General features: G+C 66.9%; 24 protein-coding genes. 14 read left to right on the forward strand and 10 right to left on the reverse strand.

The window, feature by feature from the left end; genetic code table 11:
* Genes ETR14_RS11935 through pal form a run of 4 tightly spaced genes read left to right on the forward strand, consistent with a single transcriptional unit; the run spans nucleotide 1 to nucleotide 3,331 of the window.
* A complete protein-coding gene (locus ETR14_RS11935; RefSeq protein WP_129384803.1) occupies nucleotides 1-444 on the forward strand; it encodes a biopolymer transporter ExbD in 444 nt (147 codons plus the stop codon).
* A complete protein-coding gene (locus ETR14_RS11940; RefSeq protein WP_129384804.1) occupies nucleotides 444-1,439 on the forward strand; it encodes a cell envelope biogenesis protein TolA in 996 nt (331 codons plus the stop codon). Before ETR14_RS11935 ends, ETR14_RS11940 begins: the two co-directional genes overlap by 1 nt.
* Nucleotides 1,436-2,773: a Tol-Pal system beta propeller repeat protein TolB gene (tolB, locus tag ETR14_RS11945; protein ID WP_129384805.1), complete on the forward strand. Its 1,338-nt coding sequence runs from the start codon at nucleotides 1,436-1,438 to the stop codon at nucleotides 2,771-2,773. Before ETR14_RS11940 ends, tolB begins: the two co-directional genes overlap by 4 nt.
* 18 nt (nucleotides 2,774-2,791) lie before the next feature.
* Entirely contained in the window at nucleotides 2,792-3,331 is a 540-nt protein-coding gene (gene pal, locus ETR14_RS11950; protein WP_243455880.1) for a peptidoglycan-associated lipoprotein Pal, read from the forward strand.
* An 86-nt stretch (nucleotides 3,332-3,417) separates the two neighbouring features.
* On the opposite strand, the gene ETR14_RS11955 is transcribed toward pal, so the two are convergent.
* Nucleotides 3,418-4,269 carry a S1/P1 nuclease gene (locus tag ETR14_RS11955; RefSeq protein ID WP_129384806.1) on the reverse strand — a complete coding sequence of 284 codons (852 nt, stop codon included), beginning with the start codon at nucleotides 4,267-4,269 and terminating at the stop codon, nucleotides 3,418-3,420.
* A gap of 65 nt (nucleotides 4,270-4,334) precedes the next feature.
* Nucleotides 4,335-5,261, reverse strand: coding sequence for an isoaspartyl peptidase/L-asparaginase family protein (locus ETR14_RS11960; RefSeq protein WP_129384807.1), 927 nt, complete (start codon nucleotides 5,259-5,261; stop codon nucleotides 4,335-4,337).
* A 137-nt stretch (nucleotides 5,262-5,398) separates the two neighbouring features.
* On the opposite strand from ETR14_RS11960, the gene ETR14_RS11965 reads away from it, so the two are divergent.
* The 6 genes from ETR14_RS11965 (at nucleotide 5,399) to ETR14_RS11990 (ending at nucleotide 11,016) form a co-directional block, all read left to right on the forward strand.
* Nucleotides 5,399-6,313 carry an SPFH domain-containing protein gene (locus ETR14_RS11965; protein WP_371416798.1) on the forward strand — a complete coding sequence of 305 codons (915 nt, stop codon included), beginning with the start codon at nucleotides 5,399-5,401 and terminating at the stop codon, nucleotides 6,311-6,313.
* Nucleotides 6,314-6,320: 7 nt separating this feature from the next.
* Nucleotides 6,321-6,539, forward strand: a complete 219-nt coding sequence (locus tag ETR14_RS11970; RefSeq protein WP_129384808.1) for a toxin-antitoxin system HicB family antitoxin — start codon at nucleotides 6,321-6,323, stop codon at nucleotides 6,537-6,539.
* A 79-nt stretch (nucleotides 6,540-6,618) separates the two neighbouring features.
* On the forward strand, nucleotides 6,619-7,761 hold the full coding sequence (gene ispG / locus ETR14_RS11975) for a flavodoxin-dependent (E)-4-hydroxy-3-methylbut-2-enyl-diphosphate synthase (protein WP_129391760.1): 1,143 nt from the start codon (nucleotides 6,619-6,621) through the stop codon (nucleotides 7,759-7,761).
* 83 nt (nucleotides 7,762-7,844) lie between these two features.
* Nucleotides 7,845-8,402 (forward strand): cation transporter, encoded by a 558-nt coding sequence (locus tag ETR14_RS11980; RefSeq protein ID WP_129384809.1) that lies wholly within the window; start codon nucleotides 7,845-7,847, stop codon nucleotides 8,400-8,402.
* An 82-nt stretch (nucleotides 8,403-8,484) separates the two neighbouring features.
* Nucleotides 8,485-9,876: a M20/M25/M40 family metallo-hydrolase gene (locus ETR14_RS11985; protein WP_129384810.1), complete on the forward strand. Its 1,392-nt coding sequence runs from the start codon at nucleotides 8,485-8,487 to the stop codon at nucleotides 9,874-9,876.
* Nucleotides 9,877-9,909: 33 nt separating this feature from the next.
* On the forward strand, nucleotides 9,910-11,016 hold the full coding sequence (locus ETR14_RS11990; protein WP_129384811.1) for a YihY/virulence factor BrkB family protein: 1,107 nt from the start codon (nucleotides 9,910-9,912) through the stop codon (nucleotides 11,014-11,016).
* A 35-nt stretch (nucleotides 11,017-11,051) separates the two neighbouring features.
* Here ETR14_RS11990 and ETR14_RS11995 read toward each other — a convergent pair whose 3' ends face one another.
* A complete protein-coding gene (locus ETR14_RS11995) occupies nucleotides 11,052-13,505 on the reverse strand; it encodes a ligase-associated DNA damage response DEXH box helicase (protein WP_129384812.1) in 2,454 nt (817 codons plus the stop codon).
* 45 nt (nucleotides 13,506-13,550) lie between these two features.
* Nucleotides 13,551-13,736 carry a hypothetical protein gene (locus ETR14_RS12000; RefSeq protein ID WP_129384813.1) on the reverse strand — a complete coding sequence of 62 codons (186 nt, stop codon included), beginning with the start codon at nucleotides 13,734-13,736 and terminating at the stop codon, nucleotides 13,551-13,553.
* A 64-nt stretch (nucleotides 13,737-13,800) separates the two neighbouring features.
* Here ETR14_RS12000 and ETR14_RS12005 point away from each other — a divergent pair, with 64 nt between their 5' ends.
* The gene (locus tag ETR14_RS12005; protein WP_129384814.1) at nucleotides 13,801-14,802 is read left to right on the forward strand and encodes a ligase-associated DNA damage response exonuclease; all 1,002 of its coding nucleotides are present in this window, start codon (nucleotides 13,801-13,803) and stop codon (nucleotides 14,800-14,802) included.
* 110 nt (nucleotides 14,803-14,912) lie between these two features.
* Here ETR14_RS12005 and ETR14_RS12010 read toward each other — a convergent pair whose 3' ends face one another.
* The 4 genes from ETR14_RS12010 to ETR14_RS12025 are packed head-to-tail and all read right to left on the reverse strand — an operon-like array spanning nucleotide 14,913 to nucleotide 17,803.
* Nucleotides 14,913-15,158: a hypothetical protein gene (locus ETR14_RS12010; protein WP_129384815.1), complete on the reverse strand. Its 246-nt coding sequence runs from the start codon at nucleotides 15,156-15,158 to the stop codon at nucleotides 14,913-14,915.
* Nucleotides 15,158-16,540: a phosphoglucomutase/phosphomannomutase PgmG gene (gene pgmG, locus ETR14_RS12015; RefSeq protein WP_129384816.1), complete on the reverse strand. Its 1,383-nt coding sequence runs from the start codon at nucleotides 16,538-16,540 to the stop codon at nucleotides 15,158-15,160. The genes ETR14_RS12010 and pgmG overlap by 1 nt, the downstream gene beginning before the upstream one ends.
* Nucleotides 16,541-16,569: 29 nt before the next feature.
* Nucleotides 16,570-17,031 carry a DnaJ domain-containing protein gene (locus ETR14_RS12020; RefSeq protein WP_243455881.1) on the reverse strand — a complete coding sequence of 154 codons (462 nt, stop codon included), beginning with the start codon at nucleotides 17,029-17,031 and terminating at the stop codon, nucleotides 16,570-16,572.
* Nucleotides 16,997-17,803 carry a division plane positioning ATPase MipZ gene (locus ETR14_RS12025; RefSeq protein ID WP_129384817.1) on the reverse strand — a complete coding sequence of 269 codons (807 nt, stop codon included), beginning with the start codon at nucleotides 17,801-17,803 and terminating at the stop codon, nucleotides 16,997-16,999. The genes ETR14_RS12020 and ETR14_RS12025 overlap by 35 nt, the downstream gene beginning before the upstream one ends.
* Nucleotides 17,804-17,890: 87 nt before the next feature.
* On the opposite strand from ETR14_RS12025, the gene panC reads away from it, so the two are divergent.
* Together panC and ETR14_RS12035 are read left to right on the forward strand one after the other, a co-directional pair.
* Nucleotides 17,891-18,733: a pantoate--beta-alanine ligase gene (panC, locus tag ETR14_RS12030; RefSeq protein ID WP_129384818.1), complete on the forward strand. Its 843-nt coding sequence runs from the start codon at nucleotides 17,891-17,893 to the stop codon at nucleotides 18,731-18,733.
* Nucleotides 18,734-18,825: 92 nt separating this feature from the next.
* The gene (locus ETR14_RS12035; protein WP_129384819.1) at nucleotides 18,826-19,125 is read left to right on the forward strand and encodes an SEL1-like repeat protein; all 300 of its coding nucleotides are present in this window, start codon (nucleotides 18,826-18,828) and stop codon (nucleotides 19,123-19,125) included.
* A 9-nt stretch (nucleotides 19,126-19,134) separates the two neighbouring features.
* Here ETR14_RS12035 and ETR14_RS12040 read toward each other — a convergent pair whose 3' ends face one another.
* Nucleotides 19,135-19,686 (reverse strand): alpha/beta fold hydrolase, encoded by a 552-nt coding sequence (locus ETR14_RS12040; RefSeq protein ID WP_129384820.1) that lies wholly within the window; start codon nucleotides 19,684-19,686, stop codon nucleotides 19,135-19,137.
* A gap of 121 nt (nucleotides 19,687-19,807) precedes the next feature.
* On the reverse strand, nucleotides 19,808-21,067 hold the full coding sequence (gene serS / locus ETR14_RS12045; protein ID WP_129384821.1) for a serine--tRNA ligase: 1,260 nt from the start codon (nucleotides 21,065-21,067) through the stop codon (nucleotides 19,808-19,810).
* Nucleotides 21,068-21,291: 224 nt separating this feature from the next.
* Here serS and ETR14_RS28335 point away from each other — a divergent pair, with 224 nt between their 5' ends.
* Nucleotides 21,292-21,432, forward strand: coding sequence for a hypothetical protein (locus ETR14_RS28335; protein WP_165356415.1), 141 nt, complete (start codon nucleotides 21,292-21,294; stop codon nucleotides 21,430-21,432).
* Nucleotides 21,433-21,490 lie beyond the last annotated feature (58 nt).

Below are 21,490 nucleotides of genomic sequence, written 5' to 3' on the forward strand. Positions count from 1 at the left end.
ATGGCGATGGGCCCTCTCCATAGCGGCGGTCAGCGCGGGCGGCGGACGCCGATGGCGGAGATCAACGTCACGCCGATGGTTGACGTGATGCTGGTGCTGCTGATCATCTTCATGGTCACCGCACCCCTGCTGGTCGCCGGCGTCCCCGTAGACATGCCCGAGAGCAAGGCGGGCGCGCTCGATCAGGAGCAGGAGCCGATCTCGATCTCGCTCGATCCCGCCGGCGCGATCTTCATCGGCGATCAGGAAGTGCCGGCCGAGGAGCTCGGCGCACGGCTGGCCACCCTCGCCGGCAATTCCAAGGAAGAGGGCGGTCCCCGCGTGTTCCTCCGCGCCGATCGCGGCCTCGATTATGGCCGGGTGATGTCGGTCATGGGTGAGATCAATGCCGCGGGCCTGCGCAAGGTCGCCCTGGTCAGCGTCGCCTCCGGCGAGAGCCGGTAATGGATCGGGCGGAGGCCACCGGTTTCGGCATCGCGTTCGCGGGGCATGCCGCCCTGCTGGCATTGCTCGCCTTCGGCCTCGCCACCGCCAAGATCCCGAAGCCGCAGGCCGATCCGATCGAAGTCTCGTTCGTGGACGAGGTCGCGCTGGAGAGTCAGTCGCCGAGCCCCACCGCCGAACAACCCGCGGCCAAGCTTGCCGAGGAAGAAGGGCCGGTCGAGCCATCGGCACCCGCGCCGATGCCGGAGCCGCTGCCAACCCCGCAGGTGGAACCACAGCCGCAACCCCGGGTCGAGCCCCGGCCGGCGCCGCCGGTGCCCGCGCCGACGCCGCGTCCCACCCCCAAACCGGCGCCGGCGCCGAAGCCGGTACCGCAACCCAAGGCGCAGCCGCCCAAGCCTGCACCGCCGCGGCCCGCCCAGCCCAGGCCCGCGCCGCCCAAGCCGGCCCAGGCCAGGCCGGCCCAGCCTAAGGCCGCACAGCCCAAAGCAGCGCCGAAGACTGCCGCCCCCAAGGCAGCGCCGCAGCGCCCGAACCCCAAGGCGGCGAGCGGCAGCGGCGGTACCCAGCAGAAGGCTTCTCCCAACGCCCGCCCAACCGGACGCCTCAGCGGTCTTCTGAACGGGATCAACGAGAACCCGTCCCAGAGCCGCTCGACCGCGCCGCCGGCGGCGAAGGCCGGACCGGCGGTGCAAGCGTCGCTACAGCGGGCGATCCGGGACCAGCTGCGGCCGCATTGGAAGTCGCCCACCGGCGCCGACGCCGACCAGCTGCGGACGTTGGTAACGGTGAGACTCTCCCGTACCGGCGCCGTCATCGACGTCGGCGACGTGCAGACTACCGGCATCACGCCGAGCAACCGTGCCCAGGTGAAGCTCCATCAGGAGCAGGCGCTGAGGGCGATCCGCCTTGCCGCACCGTTCCGGCTCCCGGCAGAATTTTACGACGCCTGGAAAGTGATCAGGCCAGCATTCGACAAGAGGCTTTCGCAATGAAGACCGCACTCTCCCTGCTCGCCGGCCTTGGCGCAATCGCACTCGGCGCAACCGGCGCAGCCGCCCAGGATTCGCCGCTGAGCGTGGACGTGACGGACACCAGTGCGGAGGACATGACCATCGCCGTGCCGGTGATGCCGACACCCGCTGTCGCGAACACGGTTGCGGGCACCACCGAAGCCCTCGGTCGCCAGGTCGCCGAGGTCGTCGCGGGCGATTTGTCGCGCAGCGGCCTGTTCAAGCCGGTCGGCCCGGGCGGCGTTCGTGCGGTGAGCTTCCCCGAAGTCACCGCCCCGGCCTTCGACCATTGGTCGGGCACCGGCGCTGCCGCCCTCGTCCAGGGCTTCGTCCGCGCCAATTCCGATGGTCAGCTCACCGTCGGCTGCTATCTCTATGACGTCGCGCTCAAGTCTGAACTGACCCGCCAGGGCTATGTCGTCGCGCCGCGCGACTGGCGACGGGCAGCGCACAAATGCGCCGACGCGATCTACGCCCGGCTCTCGGGCGAAAGCCCGTTCTTCGACAGCCGCATCGCCTACATCGCCGAGAGCGGGCCGAAGAATCGCCGGATCAAGCGCCTCGCCATCATGGATTCCGACGGCGCCAACCACCGCTTCCTGACCAACGGCCAGTCGACCGTTCTGACTCCGCGTTTCTCGCCGGACTACAAGCAGATCGTCTATCTGAGCTACATCGAGAACCGGCCGCGCATCTACATCTACGATATCGGCACCGGCCGGCAGCGGGTGGTGACCGAGAGCGCCAACCAGACCTTCGCGCCTCGTTTCTCGCCCGATGGCCGCTGGATCCTCTATTCGATGGCGGTCGGCGGCAACACCGACATCTATCGAATCTCCGCCAGCGGCGGACAGCCGCAGCGATTGACCAACACGCCGGGTATCGACGTCGGCGGGAGCTATTCTCCCGACGGCTCGAAGATCGTGTTCGAGAGCGATCGCTCCGGCAAGCAGCAGCTGTACGTGATGGACGCCGACGGCTCGAACCAGCGCCGGATCAGCTTCGGCGGAGGCTCCTACGCGACTCCCGAGTGGAGCCCGCGCGGTGACCTCATCGCCTTCACCAAGATCGCCGGGAATTTCCGCGTCGGCGTGATGACTCCGGACGGCAGCGGCGAGCGTTTGCTCACCAACAGCTGGCAGGACGAGGCGCCGACCTGGTCGCCGAACGGCCGCGTGATCCAGTTCTTCCGCACCAGCCAGGGCCGCAGCGGCGGCTCGAGCGTGTGGCAGGTCGATCTCACAGGCGTCAACGAGCGTCGCATCCCGACCCCGCTGGAAGGCTCGGACCCGACCTGGGGTCCGCTGCTTCCCTAAGATCAACGCAAGGAGAAGATGATGAACTCAGCCAGCCTCAAGATCGTCGCGATCGCCGCAGCGCTCGCAATGACCGCCGGCTGCGCCAAGAAGGCGCCGAAGGAGCTCCCGCCCGCCCCGGTCGGCGCGGACGGAACCGGCGCCGATGGGACCGGCGATCCCAATGGCGGCGTCGGCAATGCCGTCGTGCCGGGCTCGCAGGCCGATTTCATCCGCACCGTCGGCCAGGGCCGCGACCGCATCCTGTTCGAAACCGACAGCTATTCGGTCGATGCCGAGGATCGCGCAGTGCTCGACGCGCAGGCCGCCTGGCTGCAGGCCAATCCGAACGTGCGGGTTACCATCGAAGGTCACGCCGACGAGCGCGGAACCCGCGAATATAATCTTGCGCTCGGCGAGCGCCGCGCCAATTCCGCGGCCGCCTATCTGCAGAGCCGCGGCATCTCGGCAAGCCGAATGAGTGTGATCAGCTGGGGCAAGGAGCGGCCCGAGGCGCTCGGCTCCGACGAAAGCGCCTGGGCCCTGAACCGCCGCGCCGTAACCGTGGTCCCGCAATAACGATCCTCTCCCCTTCACGGGAGAGGTCAGGAGAGGGGGAGTCGTCCAAGGCTCTCCACGCCGGGAGGTTCGCCCGACGCCCCCTCTTACCCCGACAAAGCCTCGTCCAACAGCCGGGCCAGCCGGATCCCGCCGCGGGCGATGCGCTGGCGGATGACCGGGATCAGCCGCTGCGTCGTCGCCTCGTCGATCGTCGGCCGCTCCGCGGAGGCGGGGCCGCACGGATCGGCCATCACCGAGCCGTAAGCGAGATCCCGGGCGACCTGCCAATTCTCCCGGCTCCAGTCCTCGACGCTGCCGGCCGCAATCGCCGGCCGCTCCGCCGAAGGGATCTCGGCCACCAGCGCGGCAGCGCCTCCAGGTGGAGTCGAGATGCCGCGATCGGCGAGATAGCCGTCCCAGATGGTGTGAAGGTTGGTCCGTCCGGCGATCACGCCGTAATTGGCGCCGAACCGATTGCCGCCGAGATCGGCCTTGTCACCGGCGTGGAGCGGCATGTGGAGATCGCCGACGAAGTGGGCGAGGAAGGCGAGCGCCATCAGCCGCTCGCGCGTCGGCAGGGTCTCGTCTGCCAGCAATTTCGCGTTGCGCGTGATCTGCGCAGAAACGCAATTGCCGTCGCGGCAAGGCCCCTCCAGGTCGAACGGCTTGCAGATGTCGACATTCTGGTAATGCCAGCTGGCGCTGTAGCTGAACCGCTCCTTGAGGCCCTTGATGCAGTCCGGCCAGTAAGCGGCATCTTCGATGTCGCGGATCGGACAGGTCGGCGTCTCGAGCGTTTGCGACTTCGCAATCAGCCGGTCGATCTTCGCGCGGGTTTCCGGCCGGGCCAGCATGTAGCCGATGCGGCCGACCGTGTGATGTCCATAATCCCACCAGGCAGAGGCCGGGGTGCCCATGATCAGCAGGGCGAAAAAGGGGAGGATACGCTTCAACATCTTGGGTTACTCATACGCTGCAGACGGGCGGCCATGCGCCGCTGCCGTGACGCTTGGATGACGATTCATTCGTCGCCGTAGATCGCGACCTTCTTGCTCCCGGCCGAGGCGACGCCCCGATACATTCCGGGCGTGTTGAACGCGAAGGCGGACTCGCCTGCGGGGGTCACCACGATCACCCCGCCGGTGCCGCCGAGCGCGCCGACGTCGCCGATCACCGTGTCGGCCGCCGTCTGCACGTCCTCGCCGAGCATGCGCATTCGCGCGCAGATCTCCTGCGCCACCGTCGCACGGATGAAATACTCGCCGGCTCCGGTGCAGGAGACGGCGCCTGCGCGGTCGTCGGCATAGGTGCCGCAACCGATCAAGGGCGAGTCGCCGATCCGCGCCCAGCGCTTGCCGGTAAGCCCGCCGGTCGAAGTCGCGGCCGCGACGTGGCCGTTGCGGTCGACCGCGACGGCGCCGACCGTCCCATATTTCAGGTCTGCGTCGAACACGTCCGGCTGGGCGCGCATGTCTTCGAGGGCGGCGCGGCGCTCGGGCGTCGCGAAATATTCAGGCGGCGCCTGCTCCAGGTCGTGATCGCGCGAATATTGATCGGCGCCCTCTCGGCTGAGGAAGACATGCGGGCTCTGCTCCATCACCACACGGGCGAGGCTGATCGGGTTTCGGGTCGCGCTGATTCCGGCGACCGCGCCGGCGTTGCGATCGCGGCCATCCATGATTGCCGCGTCCATCTCGATCGTGCCCTGATAGGTGAACACCGATCCGCGACCGGCGTTGAAATGCGGATCATCCTCGAGCGCGCGTGCGGTTGCCTCGACCGCATCGAGCGCGCTGCCGCCGCGGTCGAGAATCGCACCGCCCGTGCGCAGCGCCTTGTCGAGCGCCGCGCGGATCGCCTGCTCCTGGTCCGTGGACAGAAGATCGCGCTCGATCACTCCGGCCCCACCGTGGATGACCAGCTTCCAGGGGGTCGGCGAATCGGACATCTTCAAGCTCCGGAAGGACTTAGGGGTATCGCACGCGTCCCTATCTGTGGCGCCCACGGGCGGCAAGGCAACATGCGCGGATTCCCCTTGCTCACCGGTTTCGATATAATTATGATATCATCATTCAGGAGGGAAGAATGATGACCATGTCTCAGGGGAGTTCGGATCTGCGGGCGCTGCGTCTGTCGCGCGAGACGCCGGCGCACACGTCCAGCGGCTATGCGATGCTGCTGGTGGTGTTGCTCGCGGTCGTCGCGATCGGGGGCGGACTGGCGGTGACCGCATCCGGGGCGCGGCTGCTCGGCGTACTGATCATGGCGACGTCGTTGCTGATCGGGCTGTTCGTTCTGGGCGGCTTCTACTTCCTGCAGCCCAACCAGGCTGCGGCCATTCTGCTCTTCGGCGATTACCGAGGCACGGACCGCACGGCCGGCCTGCGCTGGTGCCTGCCGTGGCTGACCCGCACCAAGATCTCGACGCGGGTGCACAACGTCACGTCCGAACGGCTGAAGGTCAACGATCTGCGGGGCAACCCGATCGAGATCGCCTCCAACGTCGTGTTCCGGGTCACCGACACCGCCCAGGCGCTGTACGACGTCGACGATTACAACAAGTTCGTGTTCGTCCAGATCGAAAGCGCAGTGCGCGCGATCGGCGCCCGCTATCCCTATGACGACATCGAACATCAGGAGACGACCCTGCGCGGCAATGCCGACGTGGTCAGCGAGGAGTTGAAGGCGGAGCTGCAGGATCGCGTCGCCGTCGCCGGCATTACCATCGACGAATGCCGCCTCACCCACCTTGCCTACGCACAGGAGATCGCTCAGGCGATGCTGCGCCGCCAGCAGGCCGAGGCCGTCATCGCCGCCCGGCAGAAGCTGGTCACCGGTGCGGTGACGATGGTCGAAAGCGCGCTCCAGATGCTGTCCGAGAAGCAGGTGGTCGAGCTTGACGACGAACGCCGCGCGGCGATGGTGTCGAACCTGATGGTCGTGCTTTGCTCGGAACGCGACACGCAGCCCGTCGTCAACACGGGGACCCTCTACCAGTAGCAGGATCATGGCCCCGCCCCCCAAGAAATCCTTTCCGTTGCGCATAGAGCCGGCCCTCTGGGACGCGCTCGAGCGCACGGCCGGGGCCGAGTTCCGCAGCGTCAACGCCCAGATCGAGTGCCTCCTTCGGGAGGCGCTCCAGCGTCGCGGCGTGCGGATCGCCCCGCCCGAGGCACGCCGCCGTGGAAGACCGCCCCGCCAGGAGAGTGGCGAAAGCGAGGAGTGAGCATGCGTTTCCGGTGCACGTGCGGCTACCGCACTCTGCCCGGCTTTCGCCTTGCGACTCAATTCTCTATATGGACGGGATGTCAGTACGTCCGTGGCGCGACATCGCGCGTCGTCCTTCCCGTCAGATCATGGTCGGCAACGTTGCCGTCGGTGGCGACGCGCCCGTCACCGTGCAGACGATGACCAACACCATCACCGCGGACGCGAAGGCGACGATCGATCAGATCCGGCGCTGCGAGGAAGCCGGCGCCGACATCATCCGCGTTTCCTGCCCGGACGAAGCCTCGACCGCGGCGCTGAAGCAGATCGTGCGCGCCGCGCGCGTGCCGATCGTCGCGGACATCCACTTCCACTACAAGCGCGCGCTTGAGGCCGCCGACGCCGGCGCGGCCTGCCTCCGGATAAATCCGGGCAATATCGGCTCCGACGACCGCGTCCGCGAAGTCGTCAACGCCGCCAAGGCCAACGGCTGCGCGATCCGCATCGGAGTCAATGCCGGCAGCCTGGAGCGCGACCTGCTCGAAAAATATGGCGAGCCCTGCCCGGAGGCCCTGGTCGAGAGCGCGCTCGACCACATCCGGCTGCTCGAGGACCATGATTTCCGGGAATACAAGGTCGCGGTGAAGGCATCCGACGTCTTCCTCGCCGTTGCCGCCTACCAGCAACTCGCCGAAGCCGTCGATTGTCCGCTCCACCTCGGCATCACCGAGGCCGGGGGCCTGCGCGGCGGCACCGTGAAGAGCGCGATCGGCATCGGTTCGCTGCTCTGGTTCGGGATCGGCGACACGATCCGCGTGTCGCTCTCGGCCGAGCCGGAGGAGGAGGTCCGTGTCGGCTTCGAGATCCTGAAGGGTCTCGGCATCCGCAACCGCGGTGTCCGTGTGGTCTCGTGTCCGTCCTGCGCCCGTCAGGGCTTCGACGTCATCCGAACCGTCCAGACGCTCGAGGAGCGGCTGCAACATATTCGCACGCCGATGTCGCTGTCGGTGCTCGGCTGCGTCGTCAACGGCCCCGGCGAGGCGCGCGAGACCGACATCGGCATCACCGGCGGCGGCAACGGCAAGCATATGGTGTTCCTGTCCGGCGTTACCGACCATCATGTCCGCGACGAGGACATGGTCGAGCACATCGTCCGTCTGGTCGAGGCCAAGGCGGCTGAGATCGAAGCGGATCGTGCGGCGGCGGAGGCGGCAGGGCCGATCGGGGTCGCCGCCGAGTGAGCGGCCATTGCTGCCACGGCAAGGGCCACGAGCTCGAGCGGATTGCGCTTCACAAGGATATCCGCCGCGTTTTGGTCGTGGTGATGATGCTCAACCTGATGATGTTCGTGGTGGAGTTCGGCGCCGGCCTGATCGCCAATTCGGCGGCCTTGATGGCGGACTCGGTCGACATGCTCGGCGACGGCCTGGTTTATGGCATCAGTCTCTACGCGCTCGATCGGTCGCTGCGGTGGCGGGCCGGCTCGGCCCTGCTCAAGGGTGGTTTCATCCTGTTCCTGGGGCTGGGCGTCATCGTCGAGATCATCGTCAAGCTGGTCTGGGGCATTCCGCCGGTCTCCGGGCTGATGCTGGTCTTCGGTGCGATGGCGCTGGTCGTGAACCTCAGCTGCGTCGGCTTGCTGTGGCCGTACCGGCAACACGACGTGAACCTGTCGAGCACGTTCGAATGCTCGCGCAACGACGTCCTCGCCAATATCGGCGTGCTTGCCGCCGGCGCGCTGGTCGCGTTGACCGGCGCGCCGTGGCCGGACGCTGCGATCGCGGCGATCATTGCGTTCCTGTTCATCCGCTCCTCGCTTCGCGTGATCCGCGAGGCGTGGCCGCAATTCCATCGCGCGACGCCGGCGCACGCCGCCGAATAGGCTTCGGCCGCGGTTTTCCGCTTGCCCAGGCCGCCGGGAAGCGGCGACAAAGGCACTTCGTTCGAACGAAGCGGGGAGCCCCATGCGCCTGATCGTGACACTGGCGGCGGCTGCCGCATCCCTGATCACCTTGCCGGCCGATGCCCAGACCGGCGCGCCGCACGAGAAGCCGGCGCGGGACATGCTGGAGCGGGTGACGAGCTTCCGCTCCGCGCAGGGCAAGGGACAGGTTCCCGCCGTCGCCGATTATCTGAAAGGCGTGCTGCGCGCGGGCGGGGTGGCCGAGGACGACATCGCGATGCTGCCGAAGGGCGAAACCACCGGCATGCTCGTCCGCATCCCCGGCCGCGACGGCAGCGCCAAGCCGATCGTCTTCTCGGCCCATATGGACGTGGTCGATGCCCGGCCCGAGGACTGGACCCGGGATCCGTTCAAGCTCGTCGAGGAGGACGGCTATTTCTTCGGCCGCGGCGTGCTCGACAACAAGACCGGCGTGGTCGCGCTGGCTTCGACGATCCTGCGGATCAAACAGGCCAGGCGCCAACCCGAGCGGACGCTCGTCTTCGCCTTCGTCGGCGATGAGGAAACAACGTTCGGCACCACCGAGTTGATCGCGGCCCACCCTTGGGTCAAGAACGCCGAATATGCGATCAACACCGATGCCGGTGACGGTCTGCTCAGCGCGGACGGCAAGGCCGCGATCTACCTCGTCCAGGGCGCCGAGAAGACCTATGCGACGTTCGATCTCACCGTCACCAACCCGGGCGGGCACAGCTCGCGTCCCCGCCCGGACAATGCGATCTACGATCTGGCCGCAGCGTTGACCAGGATCGGCCAATATCGCTTCCCGGTCATGGACAGCCCGCTCACCCGCGCGCATCTCGGAGCGGTCGGCAAGGTGACGCCCGGCAAGACGGGCGAGATGCTGCGCCGCTTTTCCGCCAATCCGCAGGACAAGGAGGCGGCCGACGCTCTGTTCGTCGATCCTTCTTTCGTCGGCACGACCCGTACCACCTGCGTGGCGACGATGCTGGACGGCGGCCATGCCGAGAACGCGCTTCCCCAAAAGGCCACGGCCAAGATCAATTGCCGCATCTTTCCCGGCGTTCCGGTGGAGGACGTGCGTCAGCAATTGGTGCGGGTGATCGGCAATGCGGCAATTGCGGTGAAAACCACCGGCAACCCGCTCGAAAGCCCGATTTCGGAACCGCGCGCGGACGTCATGGCGGCGATCGACAAGGACGTTCATGCCCGGCATGCCGGCATCCCGATCGCGCCCTATCTGGAATCGGGCGGCACCGACGGCGTGATCTACCGCCGCGCCGGCATCCCGACCTGGGGATCGTCGGCGATCTTCATCAAACCGGACGAGATGTTCGCCCATGGCCTCAACGAGCGTATTCCGGTGAAGAGCTTCTACGAGTCGGTAGACCATATCCACACGCTCGCGGTCGCGCTCGGCGGCGTGAAATAAGGAACCGCCGCCCCGGGGCGCGGTTCTCGCCTCATGGCAATCAAACCCGTCGCGTGGCCCGCTCTTTCCGAATGGCGCCAGGTTCTGACCCGAACCTGGAAGGAATCCGGCGACGACAATGTCGGCCTCCTCTCCGCCGGCGTCGGCTTCTATCTGTTTCTCGCCTTCGTGCCGCTGCTCGCGTCGCTGGTGCTGACCTATGGCCTCGTCGCCGATCCGGAAACCGTCGCGCGCCACATCCAGACACTCGCCCGAACCCTGCCGCGCGAGGCGGCGACGATCATCTCGGATCAGCTGCAGGCGATCACCGGCGACAAAAGCGGCAAGGACATCGGCCTGCTGGTTGCGATTGCAATCGCGCTCTATGGCGCCAGCAAGGGTGCCGCGGCGATCGTGACCGCGCTCAACATCGCCTATGAGGTGAAGGACACGCGCAGCTTCATCGTGCGCACCGCGCTGTCGCTGGTGATCACCGTCGGGATGATCGCGATGCTGCTGATCGGCGCGCTCGCCATCTCCGCCGTCGGCTTCATCGAGAACCTCCTGCCGTTCAGTTCACCGGTGCTGCACGTCACGCTGCAAATTGTCTTCCTGTTGGCGGCCGCCGCGATCATCGGCACCGGCATCGCCTTGCTCTACCGCTACGCCCCGAACCGCCCGGATGCGCCATGGCGCTGGATCACGCCGGGCTCGGCCGCCGCGACCCTCGTCTGGATTCTCGCCAGCCTCGGCTTCAGCCTCTACGTGTCCAATTTCGGCAATTACAACGCCACCTACGGATCGCTCGGCGGCGTCATCGTCTTCCTGACCTGGCTCTATCTCACCGGCTACATCCTGCTGATGGGCGGCGAGCTCAATTCCGAGCTCGAGCGGCAGCAGGCCGCGCAGGATCCGGCGCTCGCCGCAAGCGCCGGGCCGCAACCGGGCAATGAAGTCGGCGGCGCAGCCAAGGACGAGGCGCCGCAGCCGCATATCCATGCCGAGACTGCGGCACCCGTTACCCCGCGGAAGAACAGGCTCGGCCCGATCGCCCTGCTCGCCGGGGGCGCGGCGATCGGCGCCTTCCTGAAGCGCCGCCGCAAGCCGCCTACCCCCAAGCATTTCCACTACGCGACCGAAGCCGGAGCCGGCAGGTCCTAGATCCTTCGTCCTCCGGCCCACCCGCCGGAGGCCGATCAGTCCCGCCGCATTGCCATCGCCGCCAGGCTCTCCGCCTCGATCAGCAGCGAATCCTCGGAATGGCCGGTCGAGGTCGCCTCGCGCCCGACGATGACCAGCACCGGCACCGCCATCGGCGAGACCCGGTCGAGTTCGACATGGACCATCGTCTCCTGGGCGCGATCGAGCAGGCGGGCGAGGCGGCCGACGTCGGTGAGGCGGGTGCGCGCATCCTCCCAGGCGGCGCGCAGCAACAGGTGATCGGGCTCGTAGCGCCGCAGGACGTCGTAGATGAGGTCGGTCGAGAACGTGACCTGCTTGCCGGTCTTCCGCTTGCCGGGATGGTGGCGCTCCACCAGCCCGCCGATCATCGCCACCTCGCGGAAGGCGCGCTTCAACAGGTTGGAGCCCTGCACCCATTCGACGAACTCGTCCTCCAGAATGTCGGGTGAGAACAAGGCGGCTGGGTCGGGGATCGGCTCCAGACCATAGCAGGCAAGCGCATAATCGTTGGAGACGAAGCCCAGGGGCTTCAGCCCCGCACTCTCCATCCGCCGCGTGATCAGCATGCCGAGCGACTGATGGGCGTTCCAGCCTTCGAAGCTGTAGGCGACCATGTAGTGCCGATGCTCGTGCGGAAACGTCTCGACGAGCAGCTGGTCCGGCTGGGGCAGGATCGAGCGATAGCCCTGGACGTCCAGCCAATCGCGGACGTCCTCCGGAAAGCGGCTCCATTGGCTGCGATCGCACAGGAAGTGGCGCACGCGATCGGCGAGATTGGTCGACATTGCCATGCGGGCGCCGACATAGGTCGGAATCCTCGCGGACTTGGACGACGCGCGGACGAACAGGTCGGTGCCGTCGATCCGTTCAACTTCCAGCACTAGGCCGGCGAAGTAGAAGGTGTCCCCCGGCGACAGCGTCGAGGCGAAATATTCCTCGACGGTACCGAGCTTGCGGCCGTTGCGGAAGCGAACGTCCAGCAGGGGCGCATCGACGATGATTCCGGCGTTCATCCTGTGCTGCTGAATGAAGCGGGGATGGGCAACGCGCCAGGTCCCGTCGGCCTCGCGGGAGAGGCGACGGAAACGATCGTAGGCGCGGAGCGAATAGCCGCCATTCTCGATGTAGGAGAGAACCTGGCCGAACAGCTCCGCCGACAGGCCCGCATAGGGCGCCGCCGAATGCACCTCGTCCAGCATCTCCGCCTCGCTGAACGGGCCCGCACAGGCCGCCGCCATGACGTGCTGAGCAAGGACGTCGAGCGCACCCGGGCGGAAGATTTCCGGATCGAGCTCGCCGTCGTCGATCGCATCGAGTGCGGCGCGTGCCTCGAGATATTCGAAGCGGTTGCCGGGCACGAGGATGGCCTGACTCTGCTCGTCGAGCCGGTGATTGGCGCGTCCGATCCGCTGCAGCAGGCGCGACGAACCCTTCGGAGCGCCCATCTGGATGACGAGATCGACGTCGCCCCAGTCGACGCCGAGGTCGAGACTGGCGGTGCAGACCAGGGCGCGGATCCGGCCGTCCGACACCGCCGCCTCGACCTTGCGCCGGGCCTCGATCGACAGCGAGCCATGGTGGATGCCGATCGGTAGGTGCTGCTCGTTGGCGGTCCACAGATCCTGGAAGATCAGCTCGGCGAGGCTGCGGGTGTTGCAGAAGATCAGAGTGGTCTTGTGACGCTCGATCTCGCGCATCACGTTCTCGGTCGCCCAGCGGCCGGAATGGCCCGACCACGGGATACGCTCATCCTCGGGCAGCATGATCGCGATTTCGGCCTCGGCACCGGGATCGCCGAGCACGAGATCGACCGTCTCCACATCGGCATGCGGGGCGAGCCAGCCCTGATAGGCTTCGGGATCGGATACCGTGGCCGACAGCGCCACCCGGCGCAGCCCCGGTGCCAGCTTCTGCAGTCGGGCCAATGCCAGCGAGAGCAGATCGCCGCGCTTGCCGGTGGCGAAAGCATGGACCTCGTCGATCACGATCGTTTTCAGGCCGGCGAACAGGAAGGCGCTGTCTTCGTGGCTGAGCAGCAGGCTCAGCGATTCCGGCGTGGTCAGCAGGATCTGCGGCGGCCGCACCCGCTGGCGGGCCTTGCGGTCTGCCGGCGTGTCGCCGGTCCGCGTCTCCACCCGGATCGGCAGGCCCATCTCCTCGATGGGCGTGAGCAGATTGCGCTGCACGTCGACCGCGAGAGCCTTGAGCGGCGAGACGTAGAGCGTGTGCAAGCCGTCGGCGGGAGTCTGCGCGAGGTCGATGATGGTGGGCAGGAAGCCTGCCAGCGTCTTGCCGGCCCCGGTGGCGGCGACCAGCAGCGCATTACGGCCCCGGCGGGCGGCCGCGAGCATATCGAGCTGATGGCGGCGCGGCGCCCAGCCCTTGGCGGCAAACCAGTCGGCGACCACCGGGAGTAGGGCAGGAGCGCAGGCCTGCGCATCGGTGACTTCACTCAAGGGGCGCGCCATCCACCCGATCTAGGCATGAAGCGGCCAATGCGCGAGAGGGCGGGCTCAGATGCCGTCGCGCTCCCTGCGCTCGCGCTCCTCGGCATCATAAGCATCGCGCGTGCTCCGCTCGGTCCGATCGATGCCGCCCCGCGACTTCCGGTTGCGCAGAAACGCCCAGCCGAGAACGAGCAGCAGAAGCAGCGGCCCGACGATGTTGATGAGTCCCCAGCTTGCTCCGCCAAGATCCATGATCCGCTCCTTCATCGCGCCCGCAGCCGTTGCGGCTGCGAGGTTTCGGACCATATAGCTCTCAATGGCCCGTCTCGGTTCCTGGATCGAGCCTTTTCCGGAAGGCATCTACGTCAAGCCCGCCGATGCGTGGGTCGACCCGTCGACGCCGAAGGCGCGCGCGCTCGTCACTCATGGCCACGCCGATCACGCCCGCGGCGGCCACGAGGACGTGTGGGCGACGCCCGAGACGCTGGCGATCATGGAATGCCGCTACGGGCCGCAGCCGGGCGGGCGGGCCGTCGACTATGGCGAAGTGATCCGGATCGGCGAGGTCGACATCAGCTTCGTCCCCGCCGGCCACGTCCTCGGCTCGGCCCAGATCGTGCTCGAACATGCCGGTGAGCGTGTCGTCGTGTCGGGCGATTACAAGCGCCGCTCCGATCCCACCTGTTTGCCGTTCGAGCCGGTGCCGTGCGACGTCTTCGTCACCGAGGCGACGTTCGGCCTGCCGGTCTTCCGTCATCCCGATACGGCGAGCGAGATGGACCGGCTCTTGCTGCGCCTGCACGAAAATCCCGATCGCTGCGTGCTGGTCGGCGCCTATGCGCTCGGCAAGGCGCAGCGGCTGATGGCCGAGTTGCGCGGCCGCGGCTATCGCGATCCGATCTACATCCACGGCGCCCTCCAGCGCTTGTGCGATCTCTACGCCGAGCAAGGGGTCGATCTCGGCGACGTCCGCCCGGCAACCGGTGTGAGCAAGGACGAATTGCGGGGCCGGATCGTGGTTGCCCCCCCGGGCGCGCTCAACGATCGCTGGTCCCGGCGTCTCCCCGATCCGATCACCGCCATGGCGTCGGGCTGGATGCGGGTTCGCCAGCGCGCCCGTCAACGCAATGTCGAGCTTCCGCTGATCGTCTCCGATCATGCCGACTGGGACGAACTCACCGACACCATCACCGAACTCAAGCCGCGCGAGGTGTGGATAACCCACGGCCGCGAAGACGCGCTGATGCATTGGTGCATGACCCGCCAGATCAAGGCGCGGGAACTCAATCTGGTCGGCCGCGAGGACGAGGACGACTAAGCTCCTCTCCCCTTCATGGGAGAGGAAAGCGAGCGAAGCGAGGAAGGAGAGGGGGAGTCCAGCTGAGCACGAGCTGCGATATCGACCCGCTGCTCTTCAGGAAAACGCCTTCAGGACAGATCCGCCAGCGCCAGAGTGATCAGCGCCGCCACCGCGAGGATCGACCAGCGCACACCCCGCTCGACCGCGAAATTGCCGGTGCGCGACAAGGTGAGGGCACTTGCCGGCATGATGATCACGAACAGGCCGACGGTCAGGGCCGCGGCCGCTTGCCAGCCGATCCTGGACCAGCCGAAGAAGGCGAGCGCCGCCCACAGGATGCAGAAGAGCAGCGCTTCGGGATAGATTTTGGGCATCAATGGTCCGCCTCCGGCCCGCGCTCCAGACCGGACAGTGCGAGCTGCCGATCGATCTCTGCGAGCAGCCGGTCGAGGCCGGCCTGGTCCTGCGCCTCGGCCCGGGCGACGAGCACGTCTTGGGTGTTAGAAGCCCGAAGCAGCCACCAGCCGTCTTCGGTCAGCACCCGCGCACCGTCCGTCCGGTCGATCGCGACACCGTCGGCCTCGAGCCGGGCGAGCACTTCGTCGATTACCGCAAACTTGCGGCTCTCGTCGACCTGGAAGCGTAGTTCTGGCGTGTTGACCAGCGCCGGCATTGCCGATCGCAGGGCGGTCAGCGATCCGCCGAGGGCCGAAACCGCCTCGATCAGACGGATGGCGGCGTACAGCGCGTCGTCGAACCCGTACCAGAGGTGGCCGAAGAAGATGTGGCCGCTCATCTCCCCGGCGAGCGGCGCACCGGTCTCCTTCATCTTCGATTTGATGAGGCTGTGTCCGGTCTTCCACATCAACGGTGTCCCGCCGAGCGCGGCGATCCGGTCGAACAGGATCTGGCTCGCCTTGACGTCGCCGATGATGGTTGCGCCCGGCAGAGCCTTAAGCACCGGTTCGGCCAGGATCGACAGCAATTGGTCACCCCAGACGACGCGGCCTTCGCCGTCCACCGCGCCGATCCGGTCGGCATCGCCGTCGAAAGCGACTCCGAAATCGAGCTTCTTATCGGCAACGAGCGCCTTCAGGTCGGCGAGATTCTTCTCGACCGTGGGATCGGGATGATGGTTCGGAAAACGGCCGTCCAGCTCGGTGTAGAGCGTGAAATGCTCGCCGGGCAGGCGTTTCACCAATCGCTCGACGATCGCGCCGGCGGCGCCGTTGCCGGCGTCCCAGCCGATCCGGAAGGGGCGGCCGCCGAAATCCCGGACGAGGCGGTTGATATAGTCCTCGCTGACGTCCTGCTCGGTGACCTGTCCCGCACCTTGCTCCCAGTCGCCCGCCGCGCTCATCCGGCCGAGCGCCTGGATCCGCTCGCCGAAGAACGCACCGTGTCCGAGGACCATTTTGAAGCCGTTGTAACTGGATGGATTGTGGCTGCCGGTCACCATCATGCCGGCGTCCACGCCAAGCGTCGCTTCGGCGAAGTAGAGCATCGGGCTTGGCCCGACACCGATCCGAACCACGTCGATTCCGCTGTCGGCGAGGCCGCGGACGAGATTGGCTTCGAGCCCGGGCGAGCTCAACCGCGCGTCACGCCCGACCGCCACCCTGGCACCGCCGGCGCGCCGGACCACGGTTCCGAAGCTGCGCCCGACCGCATAAGCGTCTTCTTCGTGAAGCGTCTCTCCATAGATCCCGCGAATGTCGTACTCGCGCAGGGCGGTGGAATTGAGGGTACGGCTCATTGTCTCTTTTTCAATGGAGTGGACGTTCATCAGGATGCGCGCGGCGTCCTGCGGTGCATGTCGGCTACGAGCGTGTCGCGGGCGACGTTGACGCGCTCGGCAAGCTCGGCGGACCCACCGGTGTCCGGATGGACCCGGGCGATCAGCCTGCGGTGGGCGGTGCGGATTTCATCCAGGGTGGCATGTTCGCCGACCCCAAGCAGGCGGCGCGCGTCCTCGACGGGCATCGAGGCCGACCGGGCGAGCTGCCGGCGCCGATGGGCGGCCCACAACAGGGCGCCTCCCATGAGACCGCCGCCGACGAGCAGCTTTCCCGTGGTGAGGAATCGCAGTCCCAGCAGGAACAGCACGGCCGCGGCGCCGTCCTCATAGGTGAAATTCTTCAGGCGTCCGGTCGCATAGGCCCACAGCAGGCCGCCGGCCGCGATCAGGAAGAGGAAGCCGGGCACGGCGGGGTCACCCTGCCGCGGCAGCACGCGGCGCAGCCGCATCGCGCTCCTGCGCCGGCAGGCCGAGCGCCGCGACCATCTCGCGCAATTCCTGACGGGCGGCGATATGGGCGATGCCGACTTCGCCGATCTGAGCGAGATCGAGCAGGGTCAGCCCGCGCGGAAACAGCTCGCGGTAGATGACCCGCTCGCCAAGGCCGGGAATGATGCGGAAGCCGACCCGGCGGGAGAGTTCGGTCAGCGCCTCGCCGACCCTGCGCATGTTGCGTGCCTCGATGTGCTGCATGCGATTGCGAAGCACGACCCAGTCCACCGTCGCATTGTGAGTCTTGGCCCGCTGGGTGCGGCTGTTCCAGACCAGTTCGGCATAAAAGCTCGGCCGTTTGACCCGGTAGGTCTCGGGGTCGACCTGGCCGATCAGATCCAGATCGACGAAGCTGTCGTTGATCGGCGTGACCAAAGTGTCGGCGCGCAGCATCGCCTGGCGCGCGTAGGCGTCGTCGCGGCCCGGTGTGTCGATCACGACCACGTCGACGTCGCCGCCGATCTCGTCGATCAGAGCGTCGAGCGCGTGCTTCTCGGGATCGAAGGTCGCGTGCCGCGGCATCGGCAGGGCGATCCCGGTCCGCTTGATCGTGTCGGCGCGATTGTCGAGGTAGCGGCCCAGCGTGCGTTGCCGCGTGTCGAGGTCGAGCGCGGCGACCCGCCGGCCGGTCGCCTCGAGCGCCACCGCGGCGTGAACGGCCGTCGTCGACTTGCCGGTGCCGCCTTTCTCATTGGCGAAAACGATGAAATGCGGCGTTGCGCCAGCCATGGTCGGGATGCTTCCTCTTGATCTTGCTCGTTCCGACCCGCAAGGGGCCGTGCTCTCACCAGATTCTCTATCGGAGGCCTCCCGGCGGTGCAAACGGTCCGTGACATCGATTCGCTGCGGCAAGCGATTGCGGAGCTGCGCGCGGAGGGCGGCACGATCGCGTTCGTGCCGACGATGGGCGCGCTCCACGCCGGACATATGGCGCTGGTCGCGGAAGGCCGGCGGCGCGCACGGCACGTCGTCGCCTCGATCTTCGTCAATCCGACCCAATTTGGACCCAATGAGGATCTCGCCACCTATCCCCGCCGCGAGGCCTCCGATGCGCGCATGCTGGAGGAGGAAGGGTGCGAGATCCTGTGGGCGCCGGACGTCGCCACCATGTATCCGGAAGGCCATGCCACCACGATCAGCGTCGGCGGCGGCATCGCCGATACGCTCGACGGCGAAGCGCGGCCTGGCCACTTTGCGGGCGTGGCGACGGTGGTCGCCAAGCTCTTCAACCAGGTCCGGCCCGACATCGCCTTGTTCGGCGAGAAGGATTATCAGCAACTCGCGATCATTCGTCAGATGGTGCGCGACCTTGATCTTCCGGTCGAGATCGTCGGCGTGCCGACTCAGCGCGACGCAGACGGCCTCGCTCTGTCGTCGCGCAACGCCTACCTTACCGAGGAGGAGCGGCGGGCCGCTCGGGCTTTGCCGCGCGCGCTGGGTGAGGCGGCGGGTGCGATCCAGGCAGGCGGCGATGTCGCGGCTGCGCTGGCCGGCGCACGGGAAAAGCTGGCGAAGGCCGGCTTCGATCCGATCGACTATGTCGAGCTTCGCGACGCGGTGTCGCTGCAGCCGGTCATGAATGTCGATCGTCCTGCGCGCCTTCTTGCCGCCGCCCGGTTGGGGCGGACGCGGCTGATCGACAATCTTCCGGTCGGCTGACCGTAGGTAAAGAAGGTGATCGCGGCGTTAACCTTTTCTTCGTAGACGAAGGCGCACTCTGTCCCCAACGCCAAAACCAATGGGGGCATGTCATGGCCATCAGTATGAAATCCGCAGAGTTTCTGCTCAACAGCCGTCTTGCCGATGCCGGCGAGGGCGATATCGACGCCCTCTACGAGCTGGGCGTCGCCTACTCGACGGGATCGCATGGCATCAGCGTCGATCTGATCGAAGCGCACAAATGGTTCAATCTCGCCGCGCTCAACGGCAGCAGCGAAGCGCAGATGTGCCGCGCCGAAATCGCCGACGAGATGACGGCGCGCGAGATCGCCGAAGCGCAGCGTCAGGCCCGCGCCTGGCTGTCCGAAACCGGAATGCGCCGGGCCGCCTGAGCCTGTTCGTCAGCCGTCCCGGACGGCCGCGACGACGTGCGGCCACGCTTTCGAGCTGACTGCGAAGGCCATGTGGCTGCACTCGAGCTCGATCGCCCGATCGCGCTCTCCATCTTGCCCGCGCGCCGCTGCGGGCGCGACGATGCCGTCCTTCCTCGACCATAAGGCGATCGTCGGCACCGGAGGTTTTTGAGCCAGCTCCGCCTCGATAGGCGGCGCATCGACCGGATGGCGCGCGATCAACTCGTACAAACGCCAGACATTGTTGGCGCGGGGATGGCCCGAAAAGGGCGAACCCATCGTGATTACCTTGGCGACGAGATCCGGCCGTTTCTTGGCGACCTCCCGCGCATAGATGCCACCGAGGCTCCAGCCCACCAGGATCGTCGGTCGGCCGCCGCCGAATCGCTCCACTTGGGCAACGATGTCATCCAGCGTGCGCGCGCTGACCCCGCGATTGATCCCCAGACCCCAGCCGGTGACCCGATATCCGGCCCCGGCAAGCGCCTTTTGCAGGCCCAGCGTACTCCGATCGGTGGCAAGGAAGCCCGGCAGCACCATCAGCGGTTGGCCGTCGGCAGGCCCGAACGGTCCGATCGGTCCGAAGGCGCGGTAGAAACGGCCGAGCAGGGCCAGCGGCTCCCGGACGAGAAGCCTCAGTGGCGGCGGATTGCTGTCCGGATCAGAGATATTCGCCGCCCATCAGGCCCTGAAGCGCTTTGGGCAGGCGCACGCGGCCGTCGGCTTCCTGGTGGTTCTCAAGCAACGGCACCAGGATTCGCGGAGAGGCGAGGGCCGTGTTGTTGAGCGTGTGGACGAACCGCACCTTTCGCTCGCCGTCCCGCCAGCGCAGATTCGCCCTGCGCGCCTGCCAATCGTGCAGCGTCGAGCAGCTGTGGGTCTCGCGATACTTGCCGAGGGTCGGCACCCAGCTCTCGATGTCGTTCATCCGGAACTTGCCGAGACCCATGTCGCCGGTCGATGTCTCCACCACCTGATAGGGGATTTCGAGATCCTGGAGCAGCCCCTCGGCATTGGCGAGTAGGCGCGCGTGCCAGCCGGCGGAAATCTCAGGGTCGTCTTCGCAGATGATATATTGCTCGAGCTTCAGGAATTGGTGGACTCGAAGCAAACCTCGCACGTCCCGGCCGGCGCTGCCGGCCTCGCGGCGGAAGCAGGGCGAATAGCCGGCATAAAGGATCGGAAGCTGTGCCGCGTCCAGGATTTCGCCCGAATGCAACGACGTGAGCGCGATCTCGCCGGTCCCGGCGAGATAAAGCTCGTCCTTGGGCACCTCATAGGCTTCTTCCTCGTGGCCGGGGAAGTGACCGGTGGCGACGAAAGCCTGCGGCCGTGCGAGCGCCGGTACCGTCATCAAGGTGAAACCGTCGGCCGCCAGCTTCTGCTGCGCGTGGAACATCAGCGCCTGCTCGAGCAGAGCCAGGCGGCCCTTCAAACAATATTGGCGCGAGCCGGCGACCTGGGTGATCCGGCCGAGATCGGCCCAATCGTTCATCTCCAGCAAAGCAACATGATCCCGCGGCTCGAAATCGAACTGGCGCGGCGTGCCCTCGGTCCGGATGACGACGTTGGCGCTCTCGTCCGGTCCGACCGGTGCACCGTCCCAGGGGATGTTCGGCACGCGCAGCAGCAGCCCGTTCAAGGCCTCCGATTTCTCGGCAAGGGCCGCTTCCGCTTCCGCGGCTTCGGCGCCGAAGGCCTTTGCCTTGGCCCCCAAAGCCGGCCGGTCGGCAGGATCCGCGGTCTTGAAGCTCGCGCTGATCTCGTTTCGCTGGCGACGAAGCTCGTCGATCCGGCTCTTGAGGCTGCGCACCTCGCCGTCGAGTTCGAGCAGCCGATCGACATCGACGGCGGCGTTCTTTTGCGCGGCGGCGGTGCGCACCGCCTCGGCATTCTCACGAATGAAAGTCAGGCTCAGCATGAACTGCGCCTAGCAGGCGAGCCCACGTCATGCCAATCCTCCCTCGGGCGCACTCCGATCGGGCATCGCGGCACCTCTGGAGAGGCTTACCGTGTTCCCCACAGCTAGCGAATCGCATCTGGTTAGAGCACGAGAATTGCACGATAATTAGCGCGTCGCCGAGTCTCTGCCGAGTCGCTTCGGGCAGCGACGACGGCAGGACCCGGTTCGGAGAGATGGTGCGTATGCGTAACCTGGCCGAAGTTACCCTTCCCGAAGAGCTGCAACGCTACACGTTCACCCCCATTTGGATGGATCGCCAGATGGATGACGAACGTCGCAAGCGTGCCTTGAAAGAATATCAGGCGCGTGTGACGGGGCGCTGATCGCGCTTTTCGAAAGCTTTGCGGATCTCTGGACGGAGCGCGGTGCACGTCCTACTTG

This window comes from Sphingosinicella sp. BN140058, assembly GCF_004135585.1.
In the GTDB taxonomy this organism is placed as follows: domain Bacteria; phylum Pseudomonadota; class Alphaproteobacteria; order Sphingomonadales; family Sphingomonadaceae; genus Allosphingosinicella.